We start from the raw sequence: 24,351 nt of genomic DNA, 5'->3' as shown, positions 1-24,351 counted from the left end.
GGGGTAACTATGAGTGAAATTTCCAGGAATGGTGCCAGCGGTAGCGGTCAGCCTGGACGGATCGGCATCGGCCTGGAGCTCGACGCCGTCCACCTGAAGATCCTCGAGGTCCTGCGTGAGAACGGCAGGATCTCGGTCTCGTCGCTGGCCGAGCGGGTGGGCATCTCCCGGGCCAACGCCTACACCCGCTTCGAGGCGCTGCGCGCCGACGGCGCGATCAAGCGGTTCACCGCCGAGATCGACCACGTCAGGACGGGGCTCGGCATCACCGCGCTGATCTTCGTGACCGTGCGGCAGCAGATGTGGAAGCAGTTCAGGGCCGAGCTGGCCAGGATGCCCGAAGTCGAGTACTGCGCGATCACCACCGGCCAGCACGACGCGATGATCCAGGTACGGATGTCGGACGTGGCCGAGGTCCACGCCATGGTGACCGACCGGCTGGCCAACATCCCGGCCGTGAAGGCGACCGAGACGGTCTTCATCCTGGACGAGGTGCTCAGGCGGCCGTACGTGCTGCCCAGCGACCGTGACAAGGCCCGTCCGGCACGGCGGGCGGCCCAGGAGGCCCCCGGCGACGTGCCGCTCGGCAAGATGCGCTTCGTCGGCGCCGCGGAGGGAAGGGCCGCCCTGCGCAAGGACGGGTAGGTCAGGCGGAAGGACGGTCAGGTCAGCCGGTGACGACCCCCGTGCACACGCTGACGTGCCGGGATCAGTCGGTGACGACCTCGGTGCACACGCTGACGTGCCGGGTGTCGTCACCCTCGAACTGGAACTCCTCCACCAGGCGCAGCCGTCCGTCGGCCTCGGTCTCGATGCGGCTGTTGCTCTGGCCGCCCGCCTTGCCCCCGGCCTTGAGCGCGTGCGCGTAGGCGATGGAGACCAGGTCACCGTCCCTGGTGCCGACGAAACGGCCGTGGGTGACGGTGTCGCCCGTGTAGCTGCCCCACACCACCCCGTCGGCCTCCCAGTAGTCGAACGCGGTGGGCCGCTCCTGGTCCACCACGCTCGCCGTCGAACTCACCATCACGAATCTGCGGCCGTTGAGAAGGTTCACGCCGCCCATGCTCCCGATATTTCCTGACACGGAGCGTCAGGCTGGACGTTTCTCGCCGAACGCCGAGATCTTCTCGGCGATCCGTCCAGCCGCCGGGGCCGCGAAACGGGACTTGTCAGGAAACCGGCTCTCGTGGTCGAGGTTTACCGGGGGTCAGACAGGTGGTCAAAGAGCTGAGTGGAACGATGGACTCATGACGGCCGCTCCGCAGGCCGCCGCTTCCCATGAGACGAAGCTTCCCGCGAGAAGAAAAGGAGACGCCATGTCTTCTTCGGCCACGAACCGTTCCATGCAGGTCGGCGAGCCTGGCGGGGACCTGTCTCTCGTCCGGGCGGACGCCCGGGAGCCGGGCCCGGGCCAGGTGCGGATCACCGTCGAGGCGTGCGGGGTGTGTCACTCCGACGCGTTGATCACCTCCGGCCACATCCCGGGCACCACCTTCCCCGTCACGGCCGGGCACGAGATCGCGGGACGCGTCGACGCGGTCGGCGACCACGTCGCCGGCTGGTCCGTCGGTGATCGGGTGGCGGTCGGCTGGTACGGAGGCAGCTGCGGCCACTGCGACGCCTGCAGGCAGGGAGACGGCATCCTGTGCCCCGAGCTGCAGGTGCCGGGTGCCGCGTACGCGGGCGGGTTCGCCGACTCCGTCGTGGTGCCGGCCGTCGCCCTGGCCGCGATCCCGGACGAGCTCACGGCGGTGGAGGCCGGGCCCCTGGCCTGCGCCGGCGTGACCGTGTACAACGCGCTGCGCCACAGCTCCGCGCGTCCGGGCGACACCGTCGCGATCCTCGGTGTGGGCGGCCTGGGGCACCTGGGCGTCCAGTTCGCCGCGAAGATGGGCTTCAACACCATCGCGCTGGCCCGCGGTCCCGACAAGGCGCCGCTGGCGCACAAGCTCGGCGCCGCTCATTACGTCGACAGCGCCACCGCGCCGGTGGCCGACGCGCTACAGGCATGCGGAGGAGCGAAGGTGGTGCTGGCCACGGTGACCAACGCCGAGGCGATGTCCGCGACCGTCGACGGCCTGGGGCCCCGCGGTGAGCTCATCGTCGTCGGCGTCGACATGGAACCGGTGCGTGTCACGCCCCTGCAGCTGGTGGGGGCGGCCAGGCGGGTGTACGGGCACGCTTCCGGCAACGCGGTCGACATCCAGGACACCATGAGGTTCGCCGCCCAGAGCGGTGTCCGGGCGTGGATCGAGGAGGCTCCGCTGGAGGAGGCCCAGGCGGCGTTCCAGAAGATGCTCTCCGGCCAGGCCCGCTTCCGCATGGTCCTGACCACCGGGAACTGATCGACCATCGCAGCGGAAACTCCGCCTGACCGTTACCGATCGGTGACGTACCGTACCGCAATCTATCCCCTGAGTAGTCATGCGGTCTGTGATAGTAATGTCACGCTCGGTGTTCGGTGGGGATTGGGGAGATCCTTATGCTGCAATACGTAATCGCGGCCGTGGCCGCGGTGGGTGTGGTGGCGCTCGCGGCCACCCTGTTCAGGCTCACGAAGAAGGGCAGCGACGACAACGACGCCGGCGGACCGTCGGCGGGCCACGCGGGCGCGATGCTGTCCGCACTGTTCCTCCTGGTCTTCGCCATCGCGATCATCGTGCCGTGGACCACCGCCGACTCCGCCAGCCAGAACACGCACGCTGAGAGCCAGGCCGCCGTGGAGGCCTACTGGTCGGCGTCCGGCCTGCCCGGCACCGCCCCCGACGTGGTGCGCGCCGGGCTGCGCGACTACATCACGTTCGTCGTCCGGGACGAGTGGCCCGTCATGCAGCGCGGCTCGATGGATCCCGTCGGCACGGAGCGGCTCGACGCGCTCCGGGCCCGCGTCGCCGCGCTGCAGGTGACCACCGACCAGAAGGAGGCCAAGACCGCGGTCCTCGACCACCTCGCGGCGCTCGCCTCCGCCCGTTCCCAGCGCACCGCAGACGCCGCCGCGACGCCGCCCGACGGGCTGCTGGCCCTGACGATCCTCACCGGCCTGCTGGTCGTCCTGTTCCCGTTCCTGGCCGGAGCGCGGCCGACCGGGCTGGCGGTCCTGCCGCTGCTGGCGATGGCCGCGATGCTCGGCTTCGGCGTCTACCTCACCTGGGACATCTCCCACGCCTTCGACGGACCGCTGGCCGTGGGGCCGGAAGCGTACAAGGGCGCGCTGCAGGAATTCGCCCGGATAGCCGGAGGCGTGTGACCGTGGGGGCCTGGCGCATGCCGCTGCTCCTGGCGGGCACGCTGTTGGCGCTGTCGGCGAGCGCTCCCGCCGCGGCCGATCCGGATCCGGGCGACGCCACGGTGAGGGTGGGCGTTGACGCGACCGTGTGTGTGGACGTGCCGCTGGTGAGCGTACACATCGGGCGCTGCGGGGCACCGGCGGTGCAGCCGCCGACCGTGGTGAATCCGCCAACCGTGGTGAATCCGCCGACCGTGGTGATCGTGAAGCCGCGCCCCGTCGCCACCCCGAAGCCGCAGCCCGTGGCCACCCCGAAGGTGACGCCCAGGGTGCGGGTCGTGATCACTCCCCGCCCCGCGAAACCCAAGCCGACTCAGCGGCCGACACCCAACCGTGTGCGGGTGCCGCATATCGCACCCCAACCCGTCCGCGTCAAGCCGGCGAAGCCGACACCGAAACCCACACCGACCCTCAAGCCGACGCCCAAGCCCCCGGTCGCCTACGTCCGCGCCCATCGCACCCCGCCACCGCGCCCGCGGAAGAAGCCGCTGGGCACCGTGCTCCTGATGGTGGTTCTCACGACGGCCATCGCCTCCACCACGGCTGTGGCGTTCGCGTCCGTGAGATAAAACCGGCACCCGGGTCTCCACCATCGGCAAGCTGGTCGAATAACCGTCTGGCGACGCTGAAGGCGGGAATCGAAACCGATTCCCGCCTTCTTGGCTTTCAGCGTGCGGTGGTGAACAGGAACGCGCAATCCTGTACGGCCTCCACGCGGTGGCGGCGTTCGGGCATGACCAGCAGATCGCCGGGCATCCCGTCCCAGGAGTCGGGCCCGGCGACAAGCCGCATCCGCCCGTGCAGTACGTGCACCGTGACCTCGCCAGGATGCTCGTGTTCGTGTAGGTGTTCGCCCTGTCGCAACACCATGACGGTCTGCCGCAGCGAACGATCGTGTCCCCCGTGGACAGTGGTGGCGCTGCGACCGCTGTCCGCCTCGCGGGCAAGCGTGAGCTGATCGCGAACGAGGGCGGTCAACGAGACCTTGGTCATGACTGTGGGGCGCGACGGTCTCGCCGAGCTTCCAACTCTTCCGGGCTGACCGGGATCAGCATCGGCTGTCCAGGCGCGCAGAACATCGTCACCACGAACTGCGACTCCTCGTCGGTGAGGTGGTTGCCGTCCTGGTAGTGGATCACGTCTCCACCGGGCTCCCAGAACGCGTCACCAGGCCGGAGAACCCGCACGGGGTCGCCTTCGAGCTCGAAATTGACGGCGCCCTTGATCACGTAGCCGTACGCAGGCCCGGAGTGCCGGTGAGGCGGCGCACCAGGGCTGTTCGGCGGCAGCGTGACCCGGAGCGTCATCGCCTCGGCCCCCTCCGGCGCGGGCGGCGCCCCCGGCACGCTGCCGACCACGTCGATCTTCGGCGGTGGCCCGCTCTTGTCGGGGTTCTCGAGGTGGTGGGCTTGAGCGTGATCGGTGCTCATCGCGATTCCTTCCCAGAAGTGGCCGGCTCGATCCGGCCGTATACCAGCTCAGACAAGACAGCGCCCCGATCTGTGACAACGCTCCTAACAGTGCGCCTGTCTCATCTGCGCAGTACAAGCGGCACGTTGGTGGCGGCGTGCGCCTGGCCGGACCAACGAGGAGCGCTGGCCGGGCACCGACGACGACGCGGCGCAAGCCCGGCGCGGCGGATGGCGCGCGTAGCGCGGCGGCCAGTGTCCAAGAAGCGCAAACAGCGGCCAGCGTCCAAGAAGCGCAAACAACTGTTCCGTTGTCCTTCAACTTCGCGTACGACCGTCCTTGCCGGGTACCGGGGCGCCAGAGAGGGGGAGCCATGACATTGGACGTCATCAGCATGATCAAGTCAGACCATCGCGACGTGGAGCGGCTTTTCGGCCGGCTCAAGAAGGACACCGAGGACCGTCCGGCCCTGCTAGCCGAACTGGCCGCCAAATTCGTCGCTCACTCCAGAGGGGAGGAGGAACTGGTCTACCCGGAGATCGCCAAGACCGTACCCAGTGAGAAGGACCAGGTCCGAGAGGGAGCGGAGGAACACCACCAGGCCGAGCGGATGCTGCTCAAACTCCTGGACGTCGACACCGACACGGCGCAGTTCGACAAGCTGCTGGACGAGCTCGTTCTGGCAGTCGCGCATCACGTTCAGGAGGAGGAGAGCGAGATCCTCCCAGCGCTCAAGAAGGCGGTTTCCCGCGAGCGCCTGGAGGAGCTCGGCCGAGCCTTCAGCGAACGCAAGGCACAGGAGATCCAGCACGGTCTTCCTGCGGGGAGCGGCAACAAATCGAGGAAGCAGAGCCGAGGATCCAAGGAACCGAGCAAGGAGGATCTGTACCACCGAGCCCAGGAGGCCAAGGTCCCCGGCCGCTCATCCATGACCAAGGAAGAGCTCACCCAGGCGCTGCAGAAGAGCGGCAAGGTCTGATCAGCGTGTGGGCCGCCTCGCGAGATTGGGACCTTTGACCCTGCCAGGCGCAGCGAGGGCGCCGAATAATGGCAGGTGGGAGGTGACTTCGATGAAAGAAAGTCATGAGCTCCGCTGGGGTGGAGTGGCAGGCGTCGCGGCCATAGTGGTCGCGATCATCGGGCGCCTGGTAATGGGGAACGCGCCGCAGATCACGGAATCCGCGATGACGATCTCGGGGTATCTGGTCGAGCGCCGGGCCCAGATTCTGGCGGCGGCGCTGCTGTACGCCATCGCGACCGCGCTGTTCCTGTGGTTCGGCGTGGCGCTGGCCACTGCCTTCCGCCGTTCGGATGAGACCAGTGACGCGCCCGCGATGGTGCTCGCGGGGTACATAGTCCTCGCCGCCACCGGATTCATCGGCATATCCGTGTTCGCCGGGATGACCTACGCGGTCACCACGCATCGGCCGCTGCTGGCCATCGCCGCGGGGCCGTACATCTCGCTGACCGTGATGGACGCCATCATGGGAATCGCGCTGGCCGTGCCGTTCGCGGCCTCGGCCGCCGCCATCATGCGCACGCACGTATTTCCGCAATGGATGGCCTGGTGCGCCATCATCGTCGCCGTGGTAAGCGTCCTGGGCGCGTTCACGGTCGCGATCACCGGCGGTCCGCTGGCGCCCGGCGGCGCGTTGGTGGCGTTCGTGCCCGGAGTGCTCACCGCGCTGTGGGTGCTGGCCGCGAGCTGGCTGCTCATCCGCGAGCATCTGCCGATCCCGAGCGCCGGGGTAAGGCCGGTGATGGGCCACTAGCCACACGCCACTGGCCACCGCCACCAGCCACCACGCCGGGTGCCTGACCATGCTGGATCCGATCATCCGGCATGCTCGGCACTCGGCGAGCGGCGATGAAGCTTCGGCGATTGGAGGTTCGGGCGAGCCCGCTCAGTCTCCGTGCAGGCCGTCGGGGTCGCAGTAGTCGACCTCGTCCGTGGGCCTGAAGTTGGACACGATGATCTCGCGTTTGAACCGGCCGCCCTTTGGTACGTCCTCGGCCGACACCTCGTACGTGAACTGCTGCATCGTACGAAGCCGGGTACCACCGATGACGATCGGGCGCCGGACCAGGTAGATGGCCGCCCACGGGCAGCAGTAGTAGCTGCCGTACGGCTTGCCCCCGGCGTCGGTGGCGTAGGTGATGGCGCCACTGGTGAACGCGGCGTCGATCTCGGCCTGGATGCGCAGGGTGTGGGCCGCGTCGGGGTCGTACTCCCACATCTCCTTGATCGCTTGTCGGGCACGGGGATCCGCCTGCCAAACGCCGCGCTTCTGCGGGTCGGTCAGGCACCAAGGGTCGAAACTGCGGGGGTTCACCGGCGGCGTCGCGACGGGAGGCACGGCCCGTCTCGCGTCCACCCCTTTGTAGTCGGCGATGAGCTGCGGCATCGCGGTCAGCTGGCCGAGGTGGTAGTAGATCTCCAGCGCCCGCTGCAGCCGCTGCTCGATCGCCTCGTGCATCCGCGGGTTCGGGTCGGTGTCCAGCAGCCCCTCGGCGTAGTCGGCGGCGGTCGCGGCCTCGGCGACGAGCTGCCTGAGCCGCCGCAGGGCGTCCATGTGCCGGTCGGCGTCGGCGACCGTCTTCTCGAAGACGCCGAGCGCGACCTCGGCGTGCTGGCGGATCGCGCGGGAGGCGGCCAGCATGCCGTGCAGGTGCGGCAGCGGACACGGGTCGGCCTCGGCCCACTCGGGCAGGTCGGCCGGGAGGAGTAATTCCTGCTCCACCAGGTAGCCGGGATTGCCCGCCGCCTGCCGCGCCCGCGATACCCACCCTTCGACCTGCGCGAAGCAGGCGCCCACCTGCTGGGCGGTCACCGGCGGCACGAATCCGGAGGTGCGGGGGTCGGCGGCGTAGTCGGCGTCGAGCAGGTGCTCGCCGATGGCCTGGAGGACGAACGCGTTCCACACGCACAGCAGTTGCCCGGCGGCCCCCTGCGGCCCGTGCCACAGGTTCACCCCCTCCAGGGCCAACCGGCCCCGGAGGCTTTCGGCCTGCTCCAGCTCGGTGTACACGATCCCGCCTGCCCGCCGGTACGCCTCGAGCTCGTCGGCCCGGACCTCCCCCTTCAAGGCAGCGGCCATCCGCGTCATCAATGTCGCCATGCGATCCCCCATCCCCATCCCGTGCGCCGTCCGTCGTAGCGTAAGTCGGATATGGGGGATGATCTCCGAGTAGCAGGAACATTTTGATCACGAACATCCGGCCAACCCCGGGGGCCGACGCGTGTGCGCCGGTCCCAGGGGCGCCGTGCGGGTCAGCTGCCGGGGCCGACGCGCATCATCTGCTCGTTCATGATCAAGAAAGCGCCCAGTCCGTGGAAGTCGTTCACCGGCCGCCCCCGGTTGAAGTAGTAGCTGAGCGAGTCGCTGGCGTTGGTGCCCTCGCTGACGTCCACGAGGTTCGTCCGCCCGTCCTGGCCGAGTGAGATCTTGTTCAGCACCCCCTGGTAGCCCCGGTCGGCGTTGGCGCGGTAGGAGGCGTCCACATACCCGCGCTCGACCGCCTTCGAGATCGTGTACGTGTACATCGCCGAGCAGGACGTCTCGGTCCAGTTGGCGGAGTTCGTCGTCTCGGTGACCACCTGGAACCACCGTCCGGTCGCCGGGTCCTGCCAGCGGGCGTAGGCGGGCACCAGGTCGCGGATGATGTCGATCAAGGCGGCCCGGCGCGGGTGGTCGGCCGGGATGAGGTCGAGGATGTCGATCGTGGCCATGCCGAACCAGCCCATGGCCCGGCACCACGAGATCCCGTTCGTGTTGCCCAGTGACGGCTTCACCCAGGAGGCGGTCAGGCCGCCGGGCTCGTCGTAGGCGTGGTAGAGCAGCCCGGCCGCCGTGCCCGAGGTGCGGCGCAGGTGGCTGTGGTAGACCTCGATCTGCTTGGCCGGCTCGGCGCTGGTGAAGGTGTCGCCCGCGACCCAGGCGCCGTATCGGGCCAGGAACGGATCGGCCATGTAGACGCCGTCGCCCCAGAGCTGGCCCTGCCGCGAGTCGGAGGTGGAGTGCCACCAGCCGCCGTCGGAGGTGCGCGGGTAGGTGTTCAGCCGGGTCCGGATCTTGGTGGCGGCGGTGCGGTAGCGGGCCTGGCCCGTCTCCTTGAACAGGGCCAGCAGGACGTTGCCCGCCTGCATGCTGTCCAGGTTGCTGAAGCTGTTGGAGATGTTGCCCGAACTGTCGACGAACCGGTCGGCCCAGTCCTTGATGTACTGCAGGTAGCGGGCGTCGCCGGTGCGCTGCCAGACGAGATACTGCCCCCACAGGTATAAGCCCTGCGGGTAGCTCCAGCCGCCCAGCGAGCTGGGCGTGAAGCGGGCCATCGTGGAGTCGACGACGGCCTTGGACCAGTCGGTCCCGCCGCCCGTGGTGCCGTCGTCGACGGTGAGCGAGTCGACGTTCGGGCCGCCGTTCGCGGTCGTCGCGGTGGCCCGTACGGTGTTCGGGCCGGCGACCAGCGAGGCCTGTACGGTCACCGTCCGCCAGGTGGTCCAGGCCCCGGTGCCGGGGAAGGACAGGCCGGTCGCGATGGTCGTGCCGTTGAGGGAGATGCTCATCGGCCGGTCCACCGTGGTGCCGTTGGCGTACCGCAGGATCAGCCGCACCTGGCGCGCCTGCGGTGAGTCGGTCGCCCATTCGACCGACGAGCCGGTCACGTTGTCGTAGTTGACGAAACCGGTGCCGGTGAACCCGGCGTGGTTGGATTCCACGACGCCTTGCGAGATGGTGGCGTTCTCGGCTTCGTGGAGCGTGGCCGCGGCGACGGCCGCGGGCACGGGCTGGATCAGCAGGGCACCGAGGGCCACCACGGCCACCACTCGATGTCGGATTCTGAGGGGCAAGGGACTCTCCTCACGCTGGTGAGCGTCACAGGTAAGACATCCTAGGTCTCACCTGTGATCTTCTGACCTGTGATGTCTCTCGGCGGCCCTGAGTGCGGTGAAGTGCCTGGCGTGCCATCGAGTGCGCCGAGAGACAGATCCAACCTTTCGCCTGCCGCATAGCCAAACATCCCGGCTCTCTCCCTGTCCAGGTGTCAGGACATCCGATCTCTGCTCCGGATGACCATAAGTGGGGTTAGGAAAGTTTCCTAAAGATTGGATCGTTCCAAGATCTAGAATCTGTTGACGGTTGTGACTATTTGTGGGAACACGATGAAAAGCTCCAATCTCTCGCCGAGATACCACCCCCCGCAGGAGTGATCGAATGAACTTACGCAGGTTCCGCGTCCTCGCCGGTGTCCTCGCGCTCTTCGCCGGGGCGCTGACGGTCGTGGCCCCTCCGGCCGCCGCGGCGCCCACCCGATACGAGGCGGAGAGCGCCACGATCTCGCAAGGTGTCGTGGAGTCGAACCACACCGGATACTCCGGCACCGGCTTCGTCAACGGTGACAACGTCGCCGGATCCTCGGTCGAATGGACCATCAACGCGCCCAGCGCGGGCACCGCCACGCTGGCCTTCCGCTATGCCAACGGCACCAGCGCCAACCGGCCGAGCGACATCGCCGTCAACGGCACCGTCGTCGCCGCGGCGCGGGCGTTCAACGCCACCACGAACTGGGACACCTGGGCGACGGTCACGCTGACCGCGCCGGTCGTCGCCGGCACCAACACGATCAAGGCCACCGCCAGCACCGCGGGCGGCAACCCGAACTGGGACTACCTGGAGGCCGAGGTCGCCTCGGGCTCGAACTTCACCGACTACCAGGCGGAGAGCGGAACGATCTCGCAAGGCGTCGTCGAGTCCAACCACGCCGGTTACACGGGCTCCGGTTTCGTGAACTACGACAACGTGGCCGGCTCCTACGTCGAGTTCGCGGTGAGCGCCGCGACCACCGGGCCGCAGACCCTGACGTTCCGCTTCGCCAACGGCACCACCGTGGACCGGCCGATGAGCGTCACGGTCAACGGTACGACCATCGCGGCGAGCCAGTCCTTCCCCGGCACCGGCGCGTGGACCACGTGGCAGGAGATCAGCCTCAACGCCACACTGAACGCCGGCGCCAACACGATCAGAGCCACCGGCACCACCGCCAACGGCGGCCCGAACCTGGACCGGCTGCGCGTCAGCGGCCCCGGTGACACCGAGAAGCCGACGGCCCCGGGTCAGCCGGTCTGCAGTGACATCACCTACAACAGCATCCGGCTGGACTGGCCCACGTCGACCGACAACATCGGCGTCGTGGCCTATGACATCTTCCACCAGGGCACCCAGATCGCCACCGCGCCCGCGCCACCGTACACGGTGACGGGGCTGAACTCCGACTTCCCGTACCAGATCTCGGTGTTCGCCCGGGACGCGTCCGGGAACGTGTCGCTGAGCAGCCCGGAGGCGAACTGCCGCACGCTGCCCGCGCCCGCGGACAACCCGCCGTCGCAGCCCGGCCAGCTCACCGTGACCGGCGTGCAGCCCACCTCGGCCACCGCGACCTGGGCCGCCTCGACCGATGACAACGGCGTCCGCGCCTACCTGATCCGCGACCACGCCAACGGCACCGTGCTGCAGACGGTCACCGGCACGCCGCCCGCGACCAGCGCCAGCGTGCCGCTGGAGTGCGCGCACACCTACACGCTCGACGTCGTCGCTCGTGACAGTGCCAACCAGCTGTCCACCCCGAGCGCGGCCTCAGCGTCGTTCACGACCGGTAGCTGCGGCACCGTGCCGCAGACGCCGACCACGATCGCCGGCGGCTGGGACATCCCGTGGGACATCTCCTGGGCGCCCGACGGCTCGTACGCGCTGGTCACCGAGCGGGACTCGTTCAAGGTATTCAAGATCACCCCGTCCGGTACCAAGACGCAGGTCGGCACCGTGCCCAACGTGGTGACCACCGACGGCGAGGGCGGCCTGATGGGCCTGGACTTCTCGCCCACCTGGAACGGCACGACCGACCAGGAGGTGTTCTTCATGCACACCGCCTCCGAGGGCAACCGGGTCGCGAAGATGAACTTCAACGGCACCACGCTCAGCGGCTACAGCGCGATCCTGCAGGGCATGATCGACAAGAACCGCTACCACAACGGCGGCCGCATCAGGTTCGGCCCCGACGGCTATCTGTACGTCACCACCGGTGACGCGCAGAGCAGCAGCAACGCGCCCGACCTCGACTCACTCAACGGCAAGATCCTGCGCATCACCAAGACGGGCGCGGCCGCCCCGGGCAACCCGTTCGGCACCCGCGTCTACAGCTACGGCCACCGCAACCCGCAGGGCCTGGCGTGGGACTCGGCCGGGCGGCTGTGGGAGTCGGAGCTGGGCAACTCCTCCAAGGACGAGCTCAACCTGATCCAGCCGGGCAAGAACTACGGCTGGCCCACCTGCGAGGGCACCTGCAGCACCACCGGCATGACCAACCCCAAGTACACGTGGAGCGTCTCCGAGGCATCGCCCAGCGGCATCGCCATCGTGAACAACACGGTGTTCATGGCGGCGCTGCGCGGCCAGCGGCTGTGGCGGATCGTGCTCAACGGCGAGAACGTCTCGACGGTCAACTCCTACTTCAACAGCACGTACGGCCGGCTCCGCGCGGTGGAGAAGGTGCCGAACGCCAGCGCCATCTGGTTCGGCTCCACCAACTCCGACAACAACGGCAACGGTGACGCCGACGTGATCAGGCGCTCCAACATCCAGTGACGCACGCCCCCTCACCAGGCGGCCGCGCTTCGGCGCGGCCGCCTGCCACCCCCGGAACAACCCCCCTCCGGGAGCACCCCCGAGCAGCTGGAGAACCTCGCGTGATGGAACCTGACGACAGTGAGAGTAAGCCGACGCGCCGGGTGGTGCTGGGCGGCGCCTTCGGCACCCTGGCCGCGGCCGCGCTGACCGGCACCCCCGACCCCGCTCATGCCGAGGCGCGGTCGGCGCCCTGGACGCTCGACGTCCGGATGACCTCGGACGCCCAGTGGGCCGCGTTCCTGCGGGAGCAGGACCTGCTGTGGGCCAAGCTGCCCATGCTCTGGCACGAGGGCCCGTTCCTGGGCGACGGCCTGCTCGGCAGCATGATCTACAAGGAGCCGGACGCCAACAAGGTCCGCTTCACCACCCAGCACGGGCGGGTCCAGGACCACCGGCCGGAGTTCGGCAGCGGGTTCGGCACCTGCCGGCTGCCCGTCGGCCATCTCACGCTCGACCCCGTCGGCACCATCACCGCCGTCGACTGGCGGCTGAGCCTGTGGGACGCCGAGCTGACCGGCACCGTCACCACCTCGTCGGGGAAGATCACGTTCACCGCGTTCATCCATGACGAGACGTTCGTGGCCAGCGCCTCGGTCACGGGCGGTGAGCAGGTCCGGTGGACCTTCCACCCGGAGGTGGCCGACAGCCCCAGGCAGGCCTCGGAGGACCCGCCGTCCGGCTACACGCACAACCCGGCCTACACCACCAAGACCACCGGCGACGTCAAGCAGGTGCTCCAAGGACTGGCCGGGGGAGGGCAGACCGCCACCGCCTACCGGCAGAGCGGCAACCTCCTGCTGCTGTCGGTCGCCCACAGCTTCCCGTCCAACACCGCGGCCGAGACGACCTCGCTCGGCCGGATCCAGAACGCGGGCACCTACGACACGCTGCGGGCGGCGCACCGGACCTGGTGGCACGCCTTCTACCGCAAGAGCTTCGTGTCCTTCCCGGACCAGCGGCTGCAGAGCTTCCACTGGATCCAGCTCTACAAGGTGGCCTCCGCCACCCGCGCCGGCGCGCCGGTGATGGCGACGACCGGCCCGTGGCTGGAGCCCACCCCGTGGCCCGGCGTGTGGTGGAACCTCAACGTGCAGCTGGAGTACTGGCTCATCCACGGCTCCAACCATCTGGAGCTCGACTCGGTCACCAGCACGCTCGACCAGAACCGGGCGCAGCTGACCGCCAACGTGGCCAGCGCGTACCGGAGCGACTCCTCGGGCGTGGGCCGCAGCTCGGACATGTTCGCCACCCGGAGCGTCGGCACGCCCGGCAGCGGCGCCGAGGTCGGCGACCTGACCTGGGCGCTGCACAACGTGTGGCTGTCCTACCGGCACACGATGGACGACGGGCTGCTCAGGGACACGCTGTTCCCGCTGCTGCGCCGGGCGATCAACTACTACCTGCACTTCCTGGCCAGTGGCAGCGACGGCAAGCTGCACCTGCCGAGCACGCTGTCGCCCGAGTACCCGACCGTCCCGCCCCAGGACACCAACTACGACCTGGCCCTGATCAGGTGGGGCTGTCAGACGCTGCTCGACTCGGCGGCCCGCCTGGGCGTCGACGATCCGCTGAAGACCAAGTGGCAGCAGGTGCTCAGCACGCTCGTGTCGTACCCGACGGACACGAACGGCTACATGATCGGCGGCAGCACGCCGTACGCGCAGTCCCACCGCCACTACTCCCACCTTCTGATGATTTATCCCCTCTACCTGGTCAACTGGGATCAGACGGGCAACCGCTCGCTGATCGAGAAGTCGATCGTCCGGTGGCACGCCCTGACCGGCGCCCACCGGGGCTACAGCTACACCGGCGCCGCCTCCATGTACGCCATGATGCGGCGGGGCGACACGGCGCTGTCCTACCTGCTGAAGTTCTTCGACCCTTCGACCTCCTATCCGTGCCGGGCCAACACCCACTACACCGAGGCCGGACCGGTCATCGAGACGCCGCTGTCGGCCTCGCAGTCGATCCACGACCTGCTCTGCCAGAGCTGGGGCGGCGTCGTCCGCGTCTTCCCCGCGATCCCGGGCTGGTGGCCCGATGTCACGCTGCACGACTTCCGTACGCAGGGCGCCTTCCTCGTCTCCGCGGTACGGCAGGCGGGCGCGACCCGCTTCGTCCGGGTCAGGAGCCTGGCGGGTGAGCCGCTCAAGCTCGACCACGGACTGACCGGCACGGTCACCGCCGTGCTCGACGACGGCACTCCCGCCACGGTCTCGGACCTGGGCGGCGGCGTCCTGGGCATCACCCTGCCCAAGAACCGTGAGGTGCTCCTCTATGCGGGCTCGGTCCCGGACCTGGTCATCGCGCCGGTGCCGATCGCCACGCCGGGCGCCGCCTGGGGCCTGCCGGGCGCGAGCACCCCGCCGCCGCCGGGCCGCTACGAGGCGGAGGACGCGACGATCTCGCAGGGCATCTTCGAGAACTCCCATACCGGTTACAGCGGCACGGGCTACGTCAACGGCGACAACGCGGCGGGCGCCTTCATCGAGTGGGCCATCGAGGCGGCAGCGGCCGGCACGGCGACGATCAAGTTCCGGTACGCCAACGGCACGACGACCAACCGGCCGTCAGCGATCGCGGTCAATGGCACGACGGTGTTCGCCACCCGTGACTACGCGAGCACTGGTACGTGGGACACCTGGGCCACCGACACCTTCACCGTGCCGGTCAACGCCGGGGCCAACACGATCCGGGCCACCGCGACCACGGCCAACGGCAACCCGAACATCGACTACATCGACGTGGTGGCCGCCTCGGGGGGCGGCACCGACTACCAGGCCGAGGACGCCACCATCTCCCAGGGCGTCGTGGAGTCCAACCACACCGGCTTCACCGGCACCGGCTTCGTCAACCTCGACAACGTCGCCGGTTCTTACGCCGAGTTCGCCGTCGCCGCCGCGGCCGCGGGGCCCGCCACGCTGACGATCCGCTACGCCAACGGCACCACGGTCAACCGGCCGATGGCCATCGCGGTCAACGGCGGCACGGCCGTGAACCGCGACTTCGCCGGCACCGGGAACTGGGACACCTGGCAGACCGCCACTCTCACCGTCCAGCTCACGGCCGGGGCCAACACGATCAGGACGACCGCCACGACGGCCAACGGGGGCCCCAACCTCGACAAGATCACAATCGGATAGGAAGCCATGGACATCACCCGACGCCAGCTGGGGACCCTCGTAGGCGCGGCGCTCCTCACCCCGTACCTGCCCGCCCGCCCGGCCGCGGCGGCGGTCGCCTGGCAGCTCATGTGGGCGCCGGAGGCGTCGTCGGTCGGGCTCGGCGCGTTCGAGACGATCGAGGACGACCGCGCCGACTCACACCCCGCGGGCCAGCCGCACATCTTCGCCGAGGGCAACAACTTCCGCTTCAACATGCACACGGTCGACCGCGACACGATGACCGACCGGCAGCGGCAGGAGGTGACCGGCACCCGCAACCCCAGCGGCTACCTGCAGTGGCTGAAGGGCGAGACGTGGCGGGTCACGTACTCGATGTTCATCCCGAGCTCGCTGAAGGCCACCACGACCTTCACCCACATCAGCCAGACGAAGATGCCGGGCACCGGCGGGCTGCCCATCACGACCACCTCGTTGCGCCGGGTGAACGGCGTGCAGACCATCGAGCACACGATCTACGAGCAGGGCATCCTGGTCGGCCGGACCAACCTGGAGCCGCTGCAGGACAAGTGGATCGACGCCGAGTACGAGATCAAGATCGGCGACGGCAGCGCGGGCTCGGTCCGCTGGGTGCTGCGCGACGGGAGCACCACGCTGGTCGACGCCACCAAGACCGGCGACACGTTCCTGGGCGACCGGGTCCGCCCCAAGTGGGGCATCTACCGCTCGCTCGGCGACACCTCGGGCTCGCTGCAGAACTGCTACATGCTGCTCACCAACATGCGGGCCTACAAGCAGGTGCAGGTCACCGCGACCCGCCTGGAGGCGGAGAACGCGACGATCTCGCAGGGCGTGGTCGAGTCCAACCACGCCGGATACTCCGGCACCGGCTTCGTCAACTCCGACAACGTGGCGGGCGCGTACACCCAGTGGGGATTCCAGCAGAGCACCGCGGGCCCCGCGACCCTCACCATCCGGTACGCCAACGGCACCTCCGCGAACCGGCCCATGGACGTCACGGTCAACGGCACCGTCGTCGCCTCGGGCCTGAGCTTCGCGGGCACCGGCGCCTGGACCACGTGGGCGAGCAAGACCGTCAACGCCAACCTGGTCGCGGGCGCGAACACGGTCAGGCTCACCGCCACCACCGCCAACGGCTGCCCGAACCTCGACTACCTCGACATCACCGGACCCTAGGAGCACGCATATGTCCCGTGTGTCGCGTACGGCGGTCTTCGCCGTACTCGCCCTCCTGCTCGGCCTGCTCACCGCACTGCCCGCCCGGGCCGACCTGCAACACCCGCGGCAGGCGTTCCTCCGCAACTCGATCGCCGGCCTCTTCCTGCACTGGGGGGAGCGCACCTCGCCGCAGCACACCAGCTGCAGCGGCTGGGAGGCCGATGTGACCAACGGCGGCTGGAGCGCCTCCTACTGGGTCAACGAGGCCAAGAAGCTGCACGCCCAGTACATCGTCCTGGCCACCTTCCACAGCAGGCTCGGCTACGCCCGGCCGTACCCGTCGTCGATCCCCGGCTCGTGCCGCACCACGCGGGACTTCCTGGGCGAGTTGATCGACGCCGCCGACGCGCAGGGGCTGAAGGTCATCAACTACATGACCGACGACCCGCAGTGGCACAACGAGGGGCTCAGCTCCGGCGACTGGCTCAACTCCTCGGCCTTCTCCAGTTACGTGGGCCACAACGTGGACCTGACCACCCGTGACGGGTTCGGGGAGTTCAGCTACCTGCAGTTCTTCGAGCAGATGCAGCGCTATCCGAAGCTGGCCGGGTTCTGGATCGACAACGACAACGCCTACTGGGAGAGCAACAACCTCTACGCCAAGATCTACCAGCAGCGCCCGGACATGACGATCTCGAACAACAACGAAGACACGCCGATCATGGACATGATCAGCAACGAGCAGAAGACCGGCATGTCGCCCTCCTACGACTACCCGCAGGCGGTCTACACGGCGCTGCCGAGGCTGATCGAGGCCGACTTCAAGCTGCCGACCGGCGGCCCCTGGTGGTACGGCGGGTCGGACGAGGCGGTGGACCGCAAGCTCACGCTGGGCCGGCTCATCACCAACGCCGGATCGTCGGTGAAGGCGCTGATGGCCGAGACCGCGATGGTCAACGGCAAGTTCCCCGCCCAGCAGGTGAGCTTCAACAACTTCGCCAACACCTATCTGGAGGATATCTGGGAGTCGCTCGGCGGCACCGAGGGCGGCGGCTACATGTTCGGCGGGCTCAAACCGGGCTTCTGGAACAACGGCGCCCACGGCGTGACCACGATCTCCAAGACCGATCCCAACCGGCACTACATCCACGTCGTCACGCCGCCGTCCGGCAGCACGCTGTCCGTGCGCGACAGCGGCTACCGGATCAGCTCGGTGACGAACCTGCGTACCGGCTCGCCGGTGACGTTCACGCAGGCCAACGGGACGCTGACGCTGAGCGGCATCTCCTCCTGGGACCAGTACGACACGGTCTTCAAGGTGATCTCCAGCGGCCGTGAGGGCATCTACAGCGGCGTCACGCTGTCGGCGAGCTCCTCCACCAGCGGTCACGGCGCCTCGGCGGCGGGTGACGGCGACTACCTCACCTACTGGGACAGCAACGCCGCCGAGCCCGCGTCCCTGACCTTCGACCTGGGTTCGGCCAAGCGGATCCAATACCTGGCGTTCAACCAGCGGGAGGACTCGACGGTCTATCCGTCGTCCGGGTCGGCCCGTATCTCCGGCTACCAGGTGTACGTCAGCAATGACGGGTCGAGCTGGGGGAGCGCGGTCAAGACCGGCACCGTGCCGAACGCGCGCGGCGTGCAGTTCATCGACCTGACCGCCACCACCGCCCGCTACGTCAGGCTCACCAAGACCGGCCACCACGGCGTCTCCCGCTGGCGGGTGGACGAGGCGTGGGTCGGCGGCCAGTACGCGGCCGGCGGCGGTACGACACCTCCGCCGGGCCGCTACGAGGCGGAGGACGCGACGATCTCGCAGGGCATCTTCGAGAACTCCCACACCGGTTACAGCGGCACGGGCTACGTCAACGGCGACAACGCCACCGGGTCCTACCTGCAGTGGTCCATCACCGCCGCCGCGGCGGGCACGGCGACGATCAAGATGGGGTACGCCAACGGGACGACGACGAACCGGCCGTCGGCGATCGCGGTCAACGGCACGACGGTGTTCGCCGCCCGCGACTACGGCAGCACCGGCACCTGGGACACCTGGGCCACCGACACCTTCACGGTCCCGGTCAACGCCGGGGCCAACACGATCCGCGCCACGGCGACCACGGCCAACGGCAACCCGAACATCGACTACATCGACGTGGACGTGACACCGGGCGGCGGCGGAACCACCACCGACTACCAGGCCGAGGACGCCACGATCTCCCAGGGTGTGGCGGAGTCCAACCACACCGGCTTCACCGGGACCGGGTTCGTCAACTACGACAACCTCGTCGGCTCCTACGTCGAGTTCACGGCGAACGCCGAGTCGGCCGGGAACGCCACGCTGACGCTGAGGTTCGCCAACGGCACCTCCGCGAACCGGCCGATGGACGTCACGGTCAACGGCACCCTCGTCTCCGACGAGCTCGCCTTCGACCCGACGGCGAACTGGGACACCTGGACGACCAAGTCGATCACGGTCCCGCTGAACGCGGGCGCCAACACCATCCGCGCCACCGCCACCACGGCCGGCGGCGGTCCGAACCTCGATCGCGTCACGATCGGTTGAACCCCGGCCGCCGTGCGGGCGCGGACGCTTCGCACGGCGGCCGGCACCAACGGAGGCCACGGCCCACAAGGCGCACGTAGCGGCGGCGCGCCGGCTCCACCGGAGGAGCGTTCCCCTGGACAGTCCCCGGCCCCGTACGGCGCTTGGCGCCCACCGGGCCGGCCGTACGAGCAAAGGAGAGAATCCCGTGAGAGGGAGAGGGATAGTCACGGCGGTGGCGGTGCTCTTAGCGGGCCTGTTCGTGGGCCTTCAGCCCGCGGCCGCGTCCGACAACGGCCTGTCGATCAGGCCCGCCATGGGGTGGAGCAGCTGGAGCTTCGTGCGGCGCTGGCCCGATGAGACCAAGATGAAGGCCCAGGCCGACGCTCTGGTCAGCAGCGGCCTGGCCGCGCACGGCTACGTCTACGTCAACCTCGACGACTTCTACCAGAAGTGCGACTCCAACGGCTTCCAGGTCGACGGCTTCGGGCGGTGGGCCGTCGACACCGCCAAGTTCCCCGGCGGGATCAAGGCGCTGGCCGACTACGTGCACGCCAAAGGCCTGAAGTTCGGCTTCTACGTCACGCCCGGCATCGCCAAGAACGCCGTCACCGCCAACAAGCCCGTCGAGGGCACCTCGTACCACGCGCAGGACATCGCCGACACCTCCCAGACGCACAAGAACTACAACTGCAAGAACATGTACCGGCTGAACTACTCCCACCCCGGCGCGCAGCTGTTCATCAACTCCTGGGCGAACCAGATGGCCTCGTGGGGCGTCGACTACCTGAAGATCGACGGCGTGGACGCGACGACGGTCGCCGACGTCGAAGCCTGGGACAAGGCGCTGCGCCAGACCGGCCGGCCGATCAACTTCGCGCTGTCCAACAACCTGCCCATCGCCCAGGCCACCACGTGGAAGCGGCTGGCCAACAGCTGGCGTACCCAGGGCGACGTCGAGTGCTACTGCGGTCCCGGTGCGAACGGGAGCGGGTTCCCCCTCACCGACTGGTCGCACGTGTCCAGCCGGTTCACCTCGGCCGCCAGCTGGCAGCAGTACGCCGGTCCCGGCGGCTGGAACGACTACGACTCCCTGGAGGTCGGCAACGGCGACCAGGTCGGCCTCACCGCCGACCAGCGGCGTACACACATGACGCACTGGGCCATGATCTCCAGCCCACTGCTGCTCGGCACCGACCTGACCGCGCTCACCTCGACCGACCTGGCCATGCTGACCAACGACCGGCTCATCGCCGTCGACCAGGACGGCGTCGCGGCCAGCCGGGTTGTGAACAGTGGTGTCAACCAGGTGTGGCGTAAACGGGAGTCGAACGGCGACTACATCGTGGCGCTCTACAACACCGGTACGTCCGGCAACTCCACCGTCAGCGTCACCTGGTCGCAAGTGGGCTTCACCGGCCCGGCCGAGGTCACGAACCTGTGGTCCGGCGGCTCAGAAGGCACCGTCGCCTCCTCCTACAGCGCCACGCTGCGCCCCGGTGAGACCCGCCTCATCCGCGCCCGGCCCACCACCGTGACCCCCCACTACGAGGCGGAGAACGCGACGATCTCGCAGGGCGTCGTCGAGTCCAACCACGCGGGCTACTCGGGCACCGGCTTCGTCAACTACGACAACGTCGTCGGCTCGTACGTCGAGTACACCGTCAACGCCACCGCGGCCGGCAACGCCAACGTCACCCTCAGGTACGCCAACGGCACGACGGTCAACCGCCCGATGACCATCACCGCCAACGGCACCACGCTGACCCGTGACTTCCCCAGTACCGGCGACTGGGACACCTGGGCGACGGCCACGTTCACGCTGCCGCTGACCGCCGGGGCCAACACCATCCGCGCGACGGCCACTACCGCGAACGGCGGCCCGAACGCGGACTACATCGACGTCTCGGCCGCCACCCCGCCCGGCACCGATTACCAGGCGGAGAGCGCGACGATCTCGCAGGGTGTGGCCGAGTCCAACCACACCGGCTTCACCGGGACCGGCTTCGTGAACTACGACAACCTCGTGGGTTCCTACGTCGAGTTCGCCGTCAACGCCGCCGCCGCGGGTTCGACGCCCCTGACGATCCGGTACGCCAACGGGACGGCGGTGGACCGGCCGATGGAGGTCGCGGTGAACGGCACGGCGGTGACCACCCGGTCGTTCCCCGCCACCGCGAACTGGGACACCTGGGCGGACGGCACGGTCACGGTAGACCTCCAGGCAGGGGCCAACACGATCCGTCTCACGGCCACGACCGAGGGCGGCGGCCCCAACCTGGACCGGGTCACGCTGGGCTGACGCCCCGGCCGCGGGCGGCGGCCCCCCGGCCTGGATCACGTCATGCTCGGCTGACCCGACCACGGGCGCACGCACACCGGCCTGGCGGTGTGCGTGCGCCCTGCGTTATTTGGCTTTCGACCAGATGGCGAGGCCCAGGCACATCTCGTCGCTGGTCCCCTCACCCCAGACCACATAGCGCGGTCGCACCTTGCGCAACTGCGGCAGCTGCGCGCGCAACCCGGCGTCATGCGTGCAGGTCACCCGCAGCATGTCACCCTTCTTGAGGGTGACCGGCTTGGCCAGCACGCGGAGCGCCTGGTCGTCGAAGTCGTAGTTCGGGACGTTCAGCAGCGTCTGCGCCTTGGGCGTGCCGGGGTTGAGCTCGACCTTGATGGAGCGCCCGAGCAGGTGCATGTGCCCGGCCATCGCGTGCAGCGTGATGGGCCCCGGGACAGGCCGGTCGCAGTGCTGCGTCGGCCCCGGCTTGAGCGGCCCGCACATCTTCGCCAGCTGGTCGACCTGCTCCTCCGATCCCGGCCCGAACCTGCGCGCCACGTCCTTGACGGCGGCGGCCCGGTCGCACAGCGCGCCGGACTCCTGCGGCGTGCACGGCAGCTCCACCGGCCCCGGGAGCAGCGCGGTCTCCAACGGCTCCAGGGTCTTGTCGGTGAGCCGCAGCCGGATGCCCGACTTGTCGGACCCGGGGGTGCCTTCCACGTTCAGCGTGTTGTAGTGGATCTGCATGATGAGCTTGCTGCCCGGCGGCAACGCGTAGCCGTAGCGCGAGTCCAGCAGCGTCTCGTTGGTCCCCGGCGCCCAGTGCGCCACCCAGGAGGCGTCGTCCACGCCGGCGTCACCGAAGCACGTCCAGCCCTGACCGGGGGTGCTGTCGTCGAGCGTCTTCGCCTTGGCGGCCTGCCGGGGGTCGACCCGGAAGAAGATCGCGTGGTGCACGATGTCGGCGTTCTGCGGCTGGAACTGGGCTCCGGTCAGGAACGCCTGCTTCGTCAGTTCGGGGTCGATGATGAAACACCGGTAGTCGTCGGTGCCGCCGTTGGGGGCGTGCGGCGTGTAGGGCTCCGCCATCGTCAGGGACTCGAACCGCTCGCCGTCGCGTAAGGGGGCGGCCACCGGCGCGACCTTGGCCCCATGTCCCCCGGCGTGGCTCGGGTGGGCCGCCGGGGTGGCCGTGGTGGCCGTCCCGCACGAGGCGAGCAGGGCGACCACGGCGCACGAGGCGGCGATACGGGCTAGTCGAATCATGTTTCCACGGTCCCGCGTGACCCGGCGCGGGACATCCTTCCGGAGGACGTTCCGTGTCCTTCCTTGGAATGACGGCCGACGTCCGCCTCCCGAATGCACGGGACTGCAACGTTAGTTGTAGATCGCCACCTGTCAGCTGTAGATCACTGACAGGAAGCGCACCAGCACCGCCTCCCGCCGGGGCGCGGGCAGCGCGTCCAGGACCGCGTTGACCAGTGCCATCTCCGGCTGTCCCGCGCCGGGCCGAAGGTCCACCCCGACCGCCGCGGCCAGCTCGGCGAAGGCCGCGTCGTCCAGCGCCTCCAGGTCCAGGTCCACGACCAGGTCGATCAGCCCGTCGGGGAGTACGGCCGGGCCGCGGGTCCGGGCGGCCGCCGCCGACTCGCCGATGACCTTCAGCAGCGCCTCGATCCCCGAGAGCGTCACCCCGGTGACCGTGATGTGCAGGTTGGCCGGGATGCCCGCGTACGACAGCTGCGGCTGGAGGTACCAGCCGCGCCGCCGCGCCTCGTCGGCCAGGACGAACACGTCGAGCTCCGGCGAGGTGAACGCCACCAGCGAGCTCTCCGGATCGCCCAGCACCCGCAGCCCCGGGATCGCCGCGATGCCCGCGCGTAACCTGGCCGTCGCCTCCAGCGTGGTCCGGCCCAGGGCCAGGTAACCGTCGCGGCCCAGAGCCTGGAGCGTGGCCCACGCCCCGCCGAGCGACCCGGCCGACCTGGAGCTCTGCACGGTGGCGTTGATGACGGTGTAGCCGGGCCAGGCGGCCGAGGCGAAGTACGCCTTTCGGCGCGTGGCCGGGTCGGCGAACAGCACGACCGAGGCGCCCTTCGGGGCGTACCCGAACTTGTGCAGGTCACAGGAGAGCGAGGTGACCCCGGGCACCGACAGGTCGAACGGCGGGATCGCCGCGCCGGCCGCCCGCAGCCACGGCAGCAGCCACCCGCCCACGCACGCGTCCACATGGCAGCCGACTCCCGCGGCGGCGGCCACGGCTGCGATCTCCTCGACCGGGTCGATCACGCCCTGGGGGTACGACGGCGCCGAGGCGACGACCAGGACGGTGTCGTCGTCCATCGCCGCCGCCACCGCCCGCGCGCCGGCCTTGAACGTGGCCGGATCGACCGGCACCGGCCTGACCTCGAGCCCGAGGTAGTGCGCCGCCTTGTGGAAGGCCGGATGGGCGGTGACGGGGAGCACCAGGTTGGGCCGGTCGCGCCCGGCCGCGTCGCGGGCGGCCTTCACCGCCAGCATGATCGACTCGGTGCCGCCGCTGGTGAAGATGCCGTGGCCGCCGCCCAGCAGGTCGGCGACGGCGCCGACGACCTGCCTCTCCATCTCCACCACGCTGGGGAACGCCGTCGGGTCGAGGCAGTTGACCTCCAGCATCTCCGCGTAGGCGCGGGCCGCCGCCTCGTGAACGCCGTCCCGGCCGCTGTCGTAGACATAGGCGGTCACCTGGCCGCCCCTGACCGGCAGATCGTGCTCCTTGAGCCGGGCCATCTCGGCCAGCAGTTCGTCGGCGGTCCTCCCGGTGTCGGGCAGGTTGACACGCTCTCCTCGTATCATGGCGCCGC

General features: G+C 69.2%; 18 protein-coding genes. 11 read left to right on the top strand and 7 right to left on the bottom strand.

The features are described from left to right. Positions 1-9 precede the first annotated feature (9 nt). The gene (locus AB0L53_RS54410; protein WP_357953344.1) at positions 10-645 is read left to right on the top strand and encodes an Lrp/AsnC family transcriptional regulator; all 636 of its coding nucleotides are present in this window, start codon (positions 10-12) and stop codon (positions 643-645) included. Between the two features lie 64 nt (positions 646-709). Here AB0L53_RS54410 and AB0L53_RS54405 read toward each other — a convergent pair whose 3' ends face one another. Then, complete coding sequence (locus AB0L53_RS54405; RefSeq protein ID WP_357953342.1) at positions 710-1,054, bottom strand: hypothetical protein; 345 nt, start codon at positions 1,052-1,054, stop codon at positions 710-712. A 262-nt stretch (positions 1,055-1,316) separates the two neighbouring features. Between AB0L53_RS54405 and AB0L53_RS54400 the strand changes: the two genes are divergently transcribed. The 3 genes from AB0L53_RS54400 (at position 1,317) to AB0L53_RS54390 (ending at position 3,855) form a co-directional block, all read left to right on the top strand. Next, positions 1,317-2,345, top strand: coding sequence for an alcohol dehydrogenase catalytic domain-containing protein (locus AB0L53_RS54400; protein ID WP_364013361.1), 1,029 nt, complete (start codon positions 1,317-1,319; stop codon positions 2,343-2,345). A 137-nt stretch (positions 2,346-2,482) separates the two neighbouring features. Continuing rightward, entirely contained in the window at positions 2,483-3,247 is a 765-nt protein-coding gene (locus AB0L53_RS54395) for a hypothetical protein (protein WP_364013358.1), read from the top strand. After that, the gene (locus AB0L53_RS54390) at positions 3,244-3,855 is read left to right on the top strand and encodes a hypothetical protein (RefSeq protein ID WP_364013356.1); all 612 of its coding nucleotides are present in this window, start codon (positions 3,244-3,246) and stop codon (positions 3,853-3,855) included. The genes AB0L53_RS54395 and AB0L53_RS54390 overlap by 4 nt, the downstream gene beginning before the upstream one ends. A 97-nt stretch (positions 3,856-3,952) precedes the next feature. Here AB0L53_RS54390 and AB0L53_RS54385 read toward each other — a convergent pair whose 3' ends face one another. Both AB0L53_RS54385 and AB0L53_RS54380 read right to left on the bottom strand, forming a co-directional pair. Continuing rightward, a complete protein-coding gene (locus AB0L53_RS54385; protein WP_364013353.1) occupies positions 3,953-4,264 on the bottom strand; it encodes a LuxR family transcriptional regulator in 312 nt (103 codons plus the stop codon). An 11-nt stretch (positions 4,265-4,275) separates the two neighbouring features. Continuing rightward, a complete protein-coding gene (locus AB0L53_RS54380) occupies positions 4,276-4,716 on the bottom strand; it encodes a cupin domain-containing protein (protein WP_364013350.1) in 441 nt (146 codons plus the stop codon). 353 nt (positions 4,717-5,069) lie between these two features. Here AB0L53_RS54380 and AB0L53_RS54375 point away from each other — a divergent pair, with 353 nt between their 5' ends. Together AB0L53_RS54375 and AB0L53_RS54370 are read left to right on the top strand one after the other, a co-directional pair. Then, complete coding sequence (locus tag AB0L53_RS54375) at positions 5,070-5,675, top strand: hemerythrin domain-containing protein (protein ID WP_364013347.1); 606 nt, start codon at positions 5,070-5,072, stop codon at positions 5,673-5,675. A gap of 91 nt (positions 5,676-5,766) precedes the next feature. Beyond that, positions 5,767-6,468 (top strand): hypothetical protein, encoded by a 702-nt coding sequence (locus AB0L53_RS54370; RefSeq protein WP_364013344.1) that lies wholly within the window; start codon positions 5,767-5,769, stop codon positions 6,466-6,468. Positions 6,469-6,600: 132 nt separating this feature from the next. On the opposite strand, the gene AB0L53_RS54365 is transcribed toward AB0L53_RS54370, so the two are convergent. Together AB0L53_RS54365 and AB0L53_RS54360 are read right to left on the bottom strand one after the other, a co-directional pair. Beyond that, a complete protein-coding gene (locus AB0L53_RS54365; protein WP_364013341.1) occupies positions 6,601-7,815 on the bottom strand; it encodes a hypothetical protein in 1,215 nt (404 codons plus the stop codon). Positions 7,816-7,967: 152 nt separating this feature from the next. Next, complete coding sequence (locus tag AB0L53_RS54360; protein WP_364013338.1) at positions 7,968-9,548, bottom strand: glycoside hydrolase family 88 protein; 1,581 nt, start codon at positions 9,546-9,548, stop codon at positions 7,968-7,970. Between the two features lie 364 nt (positions 9,549-9,912). Here AB0L53_RS54360 and AB0L53_RS54355 point away from each other — a divergent pair, with 364 nt between their 5' ends. From AB0L53_RS54355 to AB0L53_RS54335, 5 genes are all read left to right on the top strand, one after another. Then, positions 9,913-12,339 carry a PQQ-dependent sugar dehydrogenase gene (locus AB0L53_RS54355; RefSeq protein ID WP_364013335.1) on the top strand — a complete coding sequence of 809 codons (2,427 nt, stop codon included), beginning with the start codon at positions 9,913-9,915 and terminating at the stop codon, positions 12,337-12,339. A 104-nt stretch (positions 12,340-12,443) separates the two neighbouring features. After that, positions 12,444-15,524 carry a carbohydrate-binding protein gene (locus AB0L53_RS54350; RefSeq protein ID WP_364013332.1) on the top strand — a complete coding sequence of 1,027 codons (3,081 nt, stop codon included), beginning with the start codon at positions 12,444-12,446 and terminating at the stop codon, positions 15,522-15,524. 6 nt (positions 15,525-15,530) lie between these two features. After that, on the top strand, positions 15,531-16,700 hold the full coding sequence (locus AB0L53_RS54345; protein WP_364013330.1) for a carbohydrate-binding protein: 1,170 nt from the start codon (positions 15,531-15,533) through the stop codon (positions 16,698-16,700). A gap of 10 nt (positions 16,701-16,710) precedes the next feature. Further along, positions 16,711-19,248 (top strand): carbohydrate-binding protein, encoded by a 2,538-nt coding sequence (locus AB0L53_RS54340; protein WP_364013327.1) that lies wholly within the window; start codon positions 16,711-16,713, stop codon positions 19,246-19,248. A gap of 214 nt (positions 19,249-19,462) precedes the next feature. Then, complete coding sequence (locus AB0L53_RS54335; RefSeq protein WP_364013324.1) at positions 19,463-21,529, top strand: carbohydrate-binding protein; 2,067 nt, start codon at positions 19,463-19,465, stop codon at positions 21,527-21,529. A 105-nt stretch (positions 21,530-21,634) separates the two neighbouring features. Here the strand turns inward: AB0L53_RS54335 and AB0L53_RS54330 are convergent, their stop codons facing one another. After that, complete coding sequence (locus AB0L53_RS54330; RefSeq protein WP_364013321.1) at positions 21,635-22,774, bottom strand: monooxygenase; 1,140 nt, start codon at positions 22,772-22,774, stop codon at positions 21,635-21,637. A 132-nt stretch (positions 22,775-22,906) separates the two neighbouring features. Further along, a complete protein-coding gene (locus tag AB0L53_RS54325) occupies positions 22,907-24,343 on the bottom strand; it encodes an aspartate aminotransferase family protein (protein ID WP_364013318.1) in 1,437 nt (478 codons plus the stop codon). Positions 24,344-24,351 lie beyond the last annotated feature (8 nt).

It is taken from the genome of Nonomuraea sp. NPDC052129, assembly GCF_040680095.1.
In the GTDB taxonomy this organism is placed as follows: Bacteria; Actinomycetota; Actinomycetes; order Streptosporangiales; family Streptosporangiaceae; genus Nonomuraea.
Note: the sequence above shows the minus strand (reverse complement) of the source record. Positions and strands in the feature narration are given on the sequence as shown.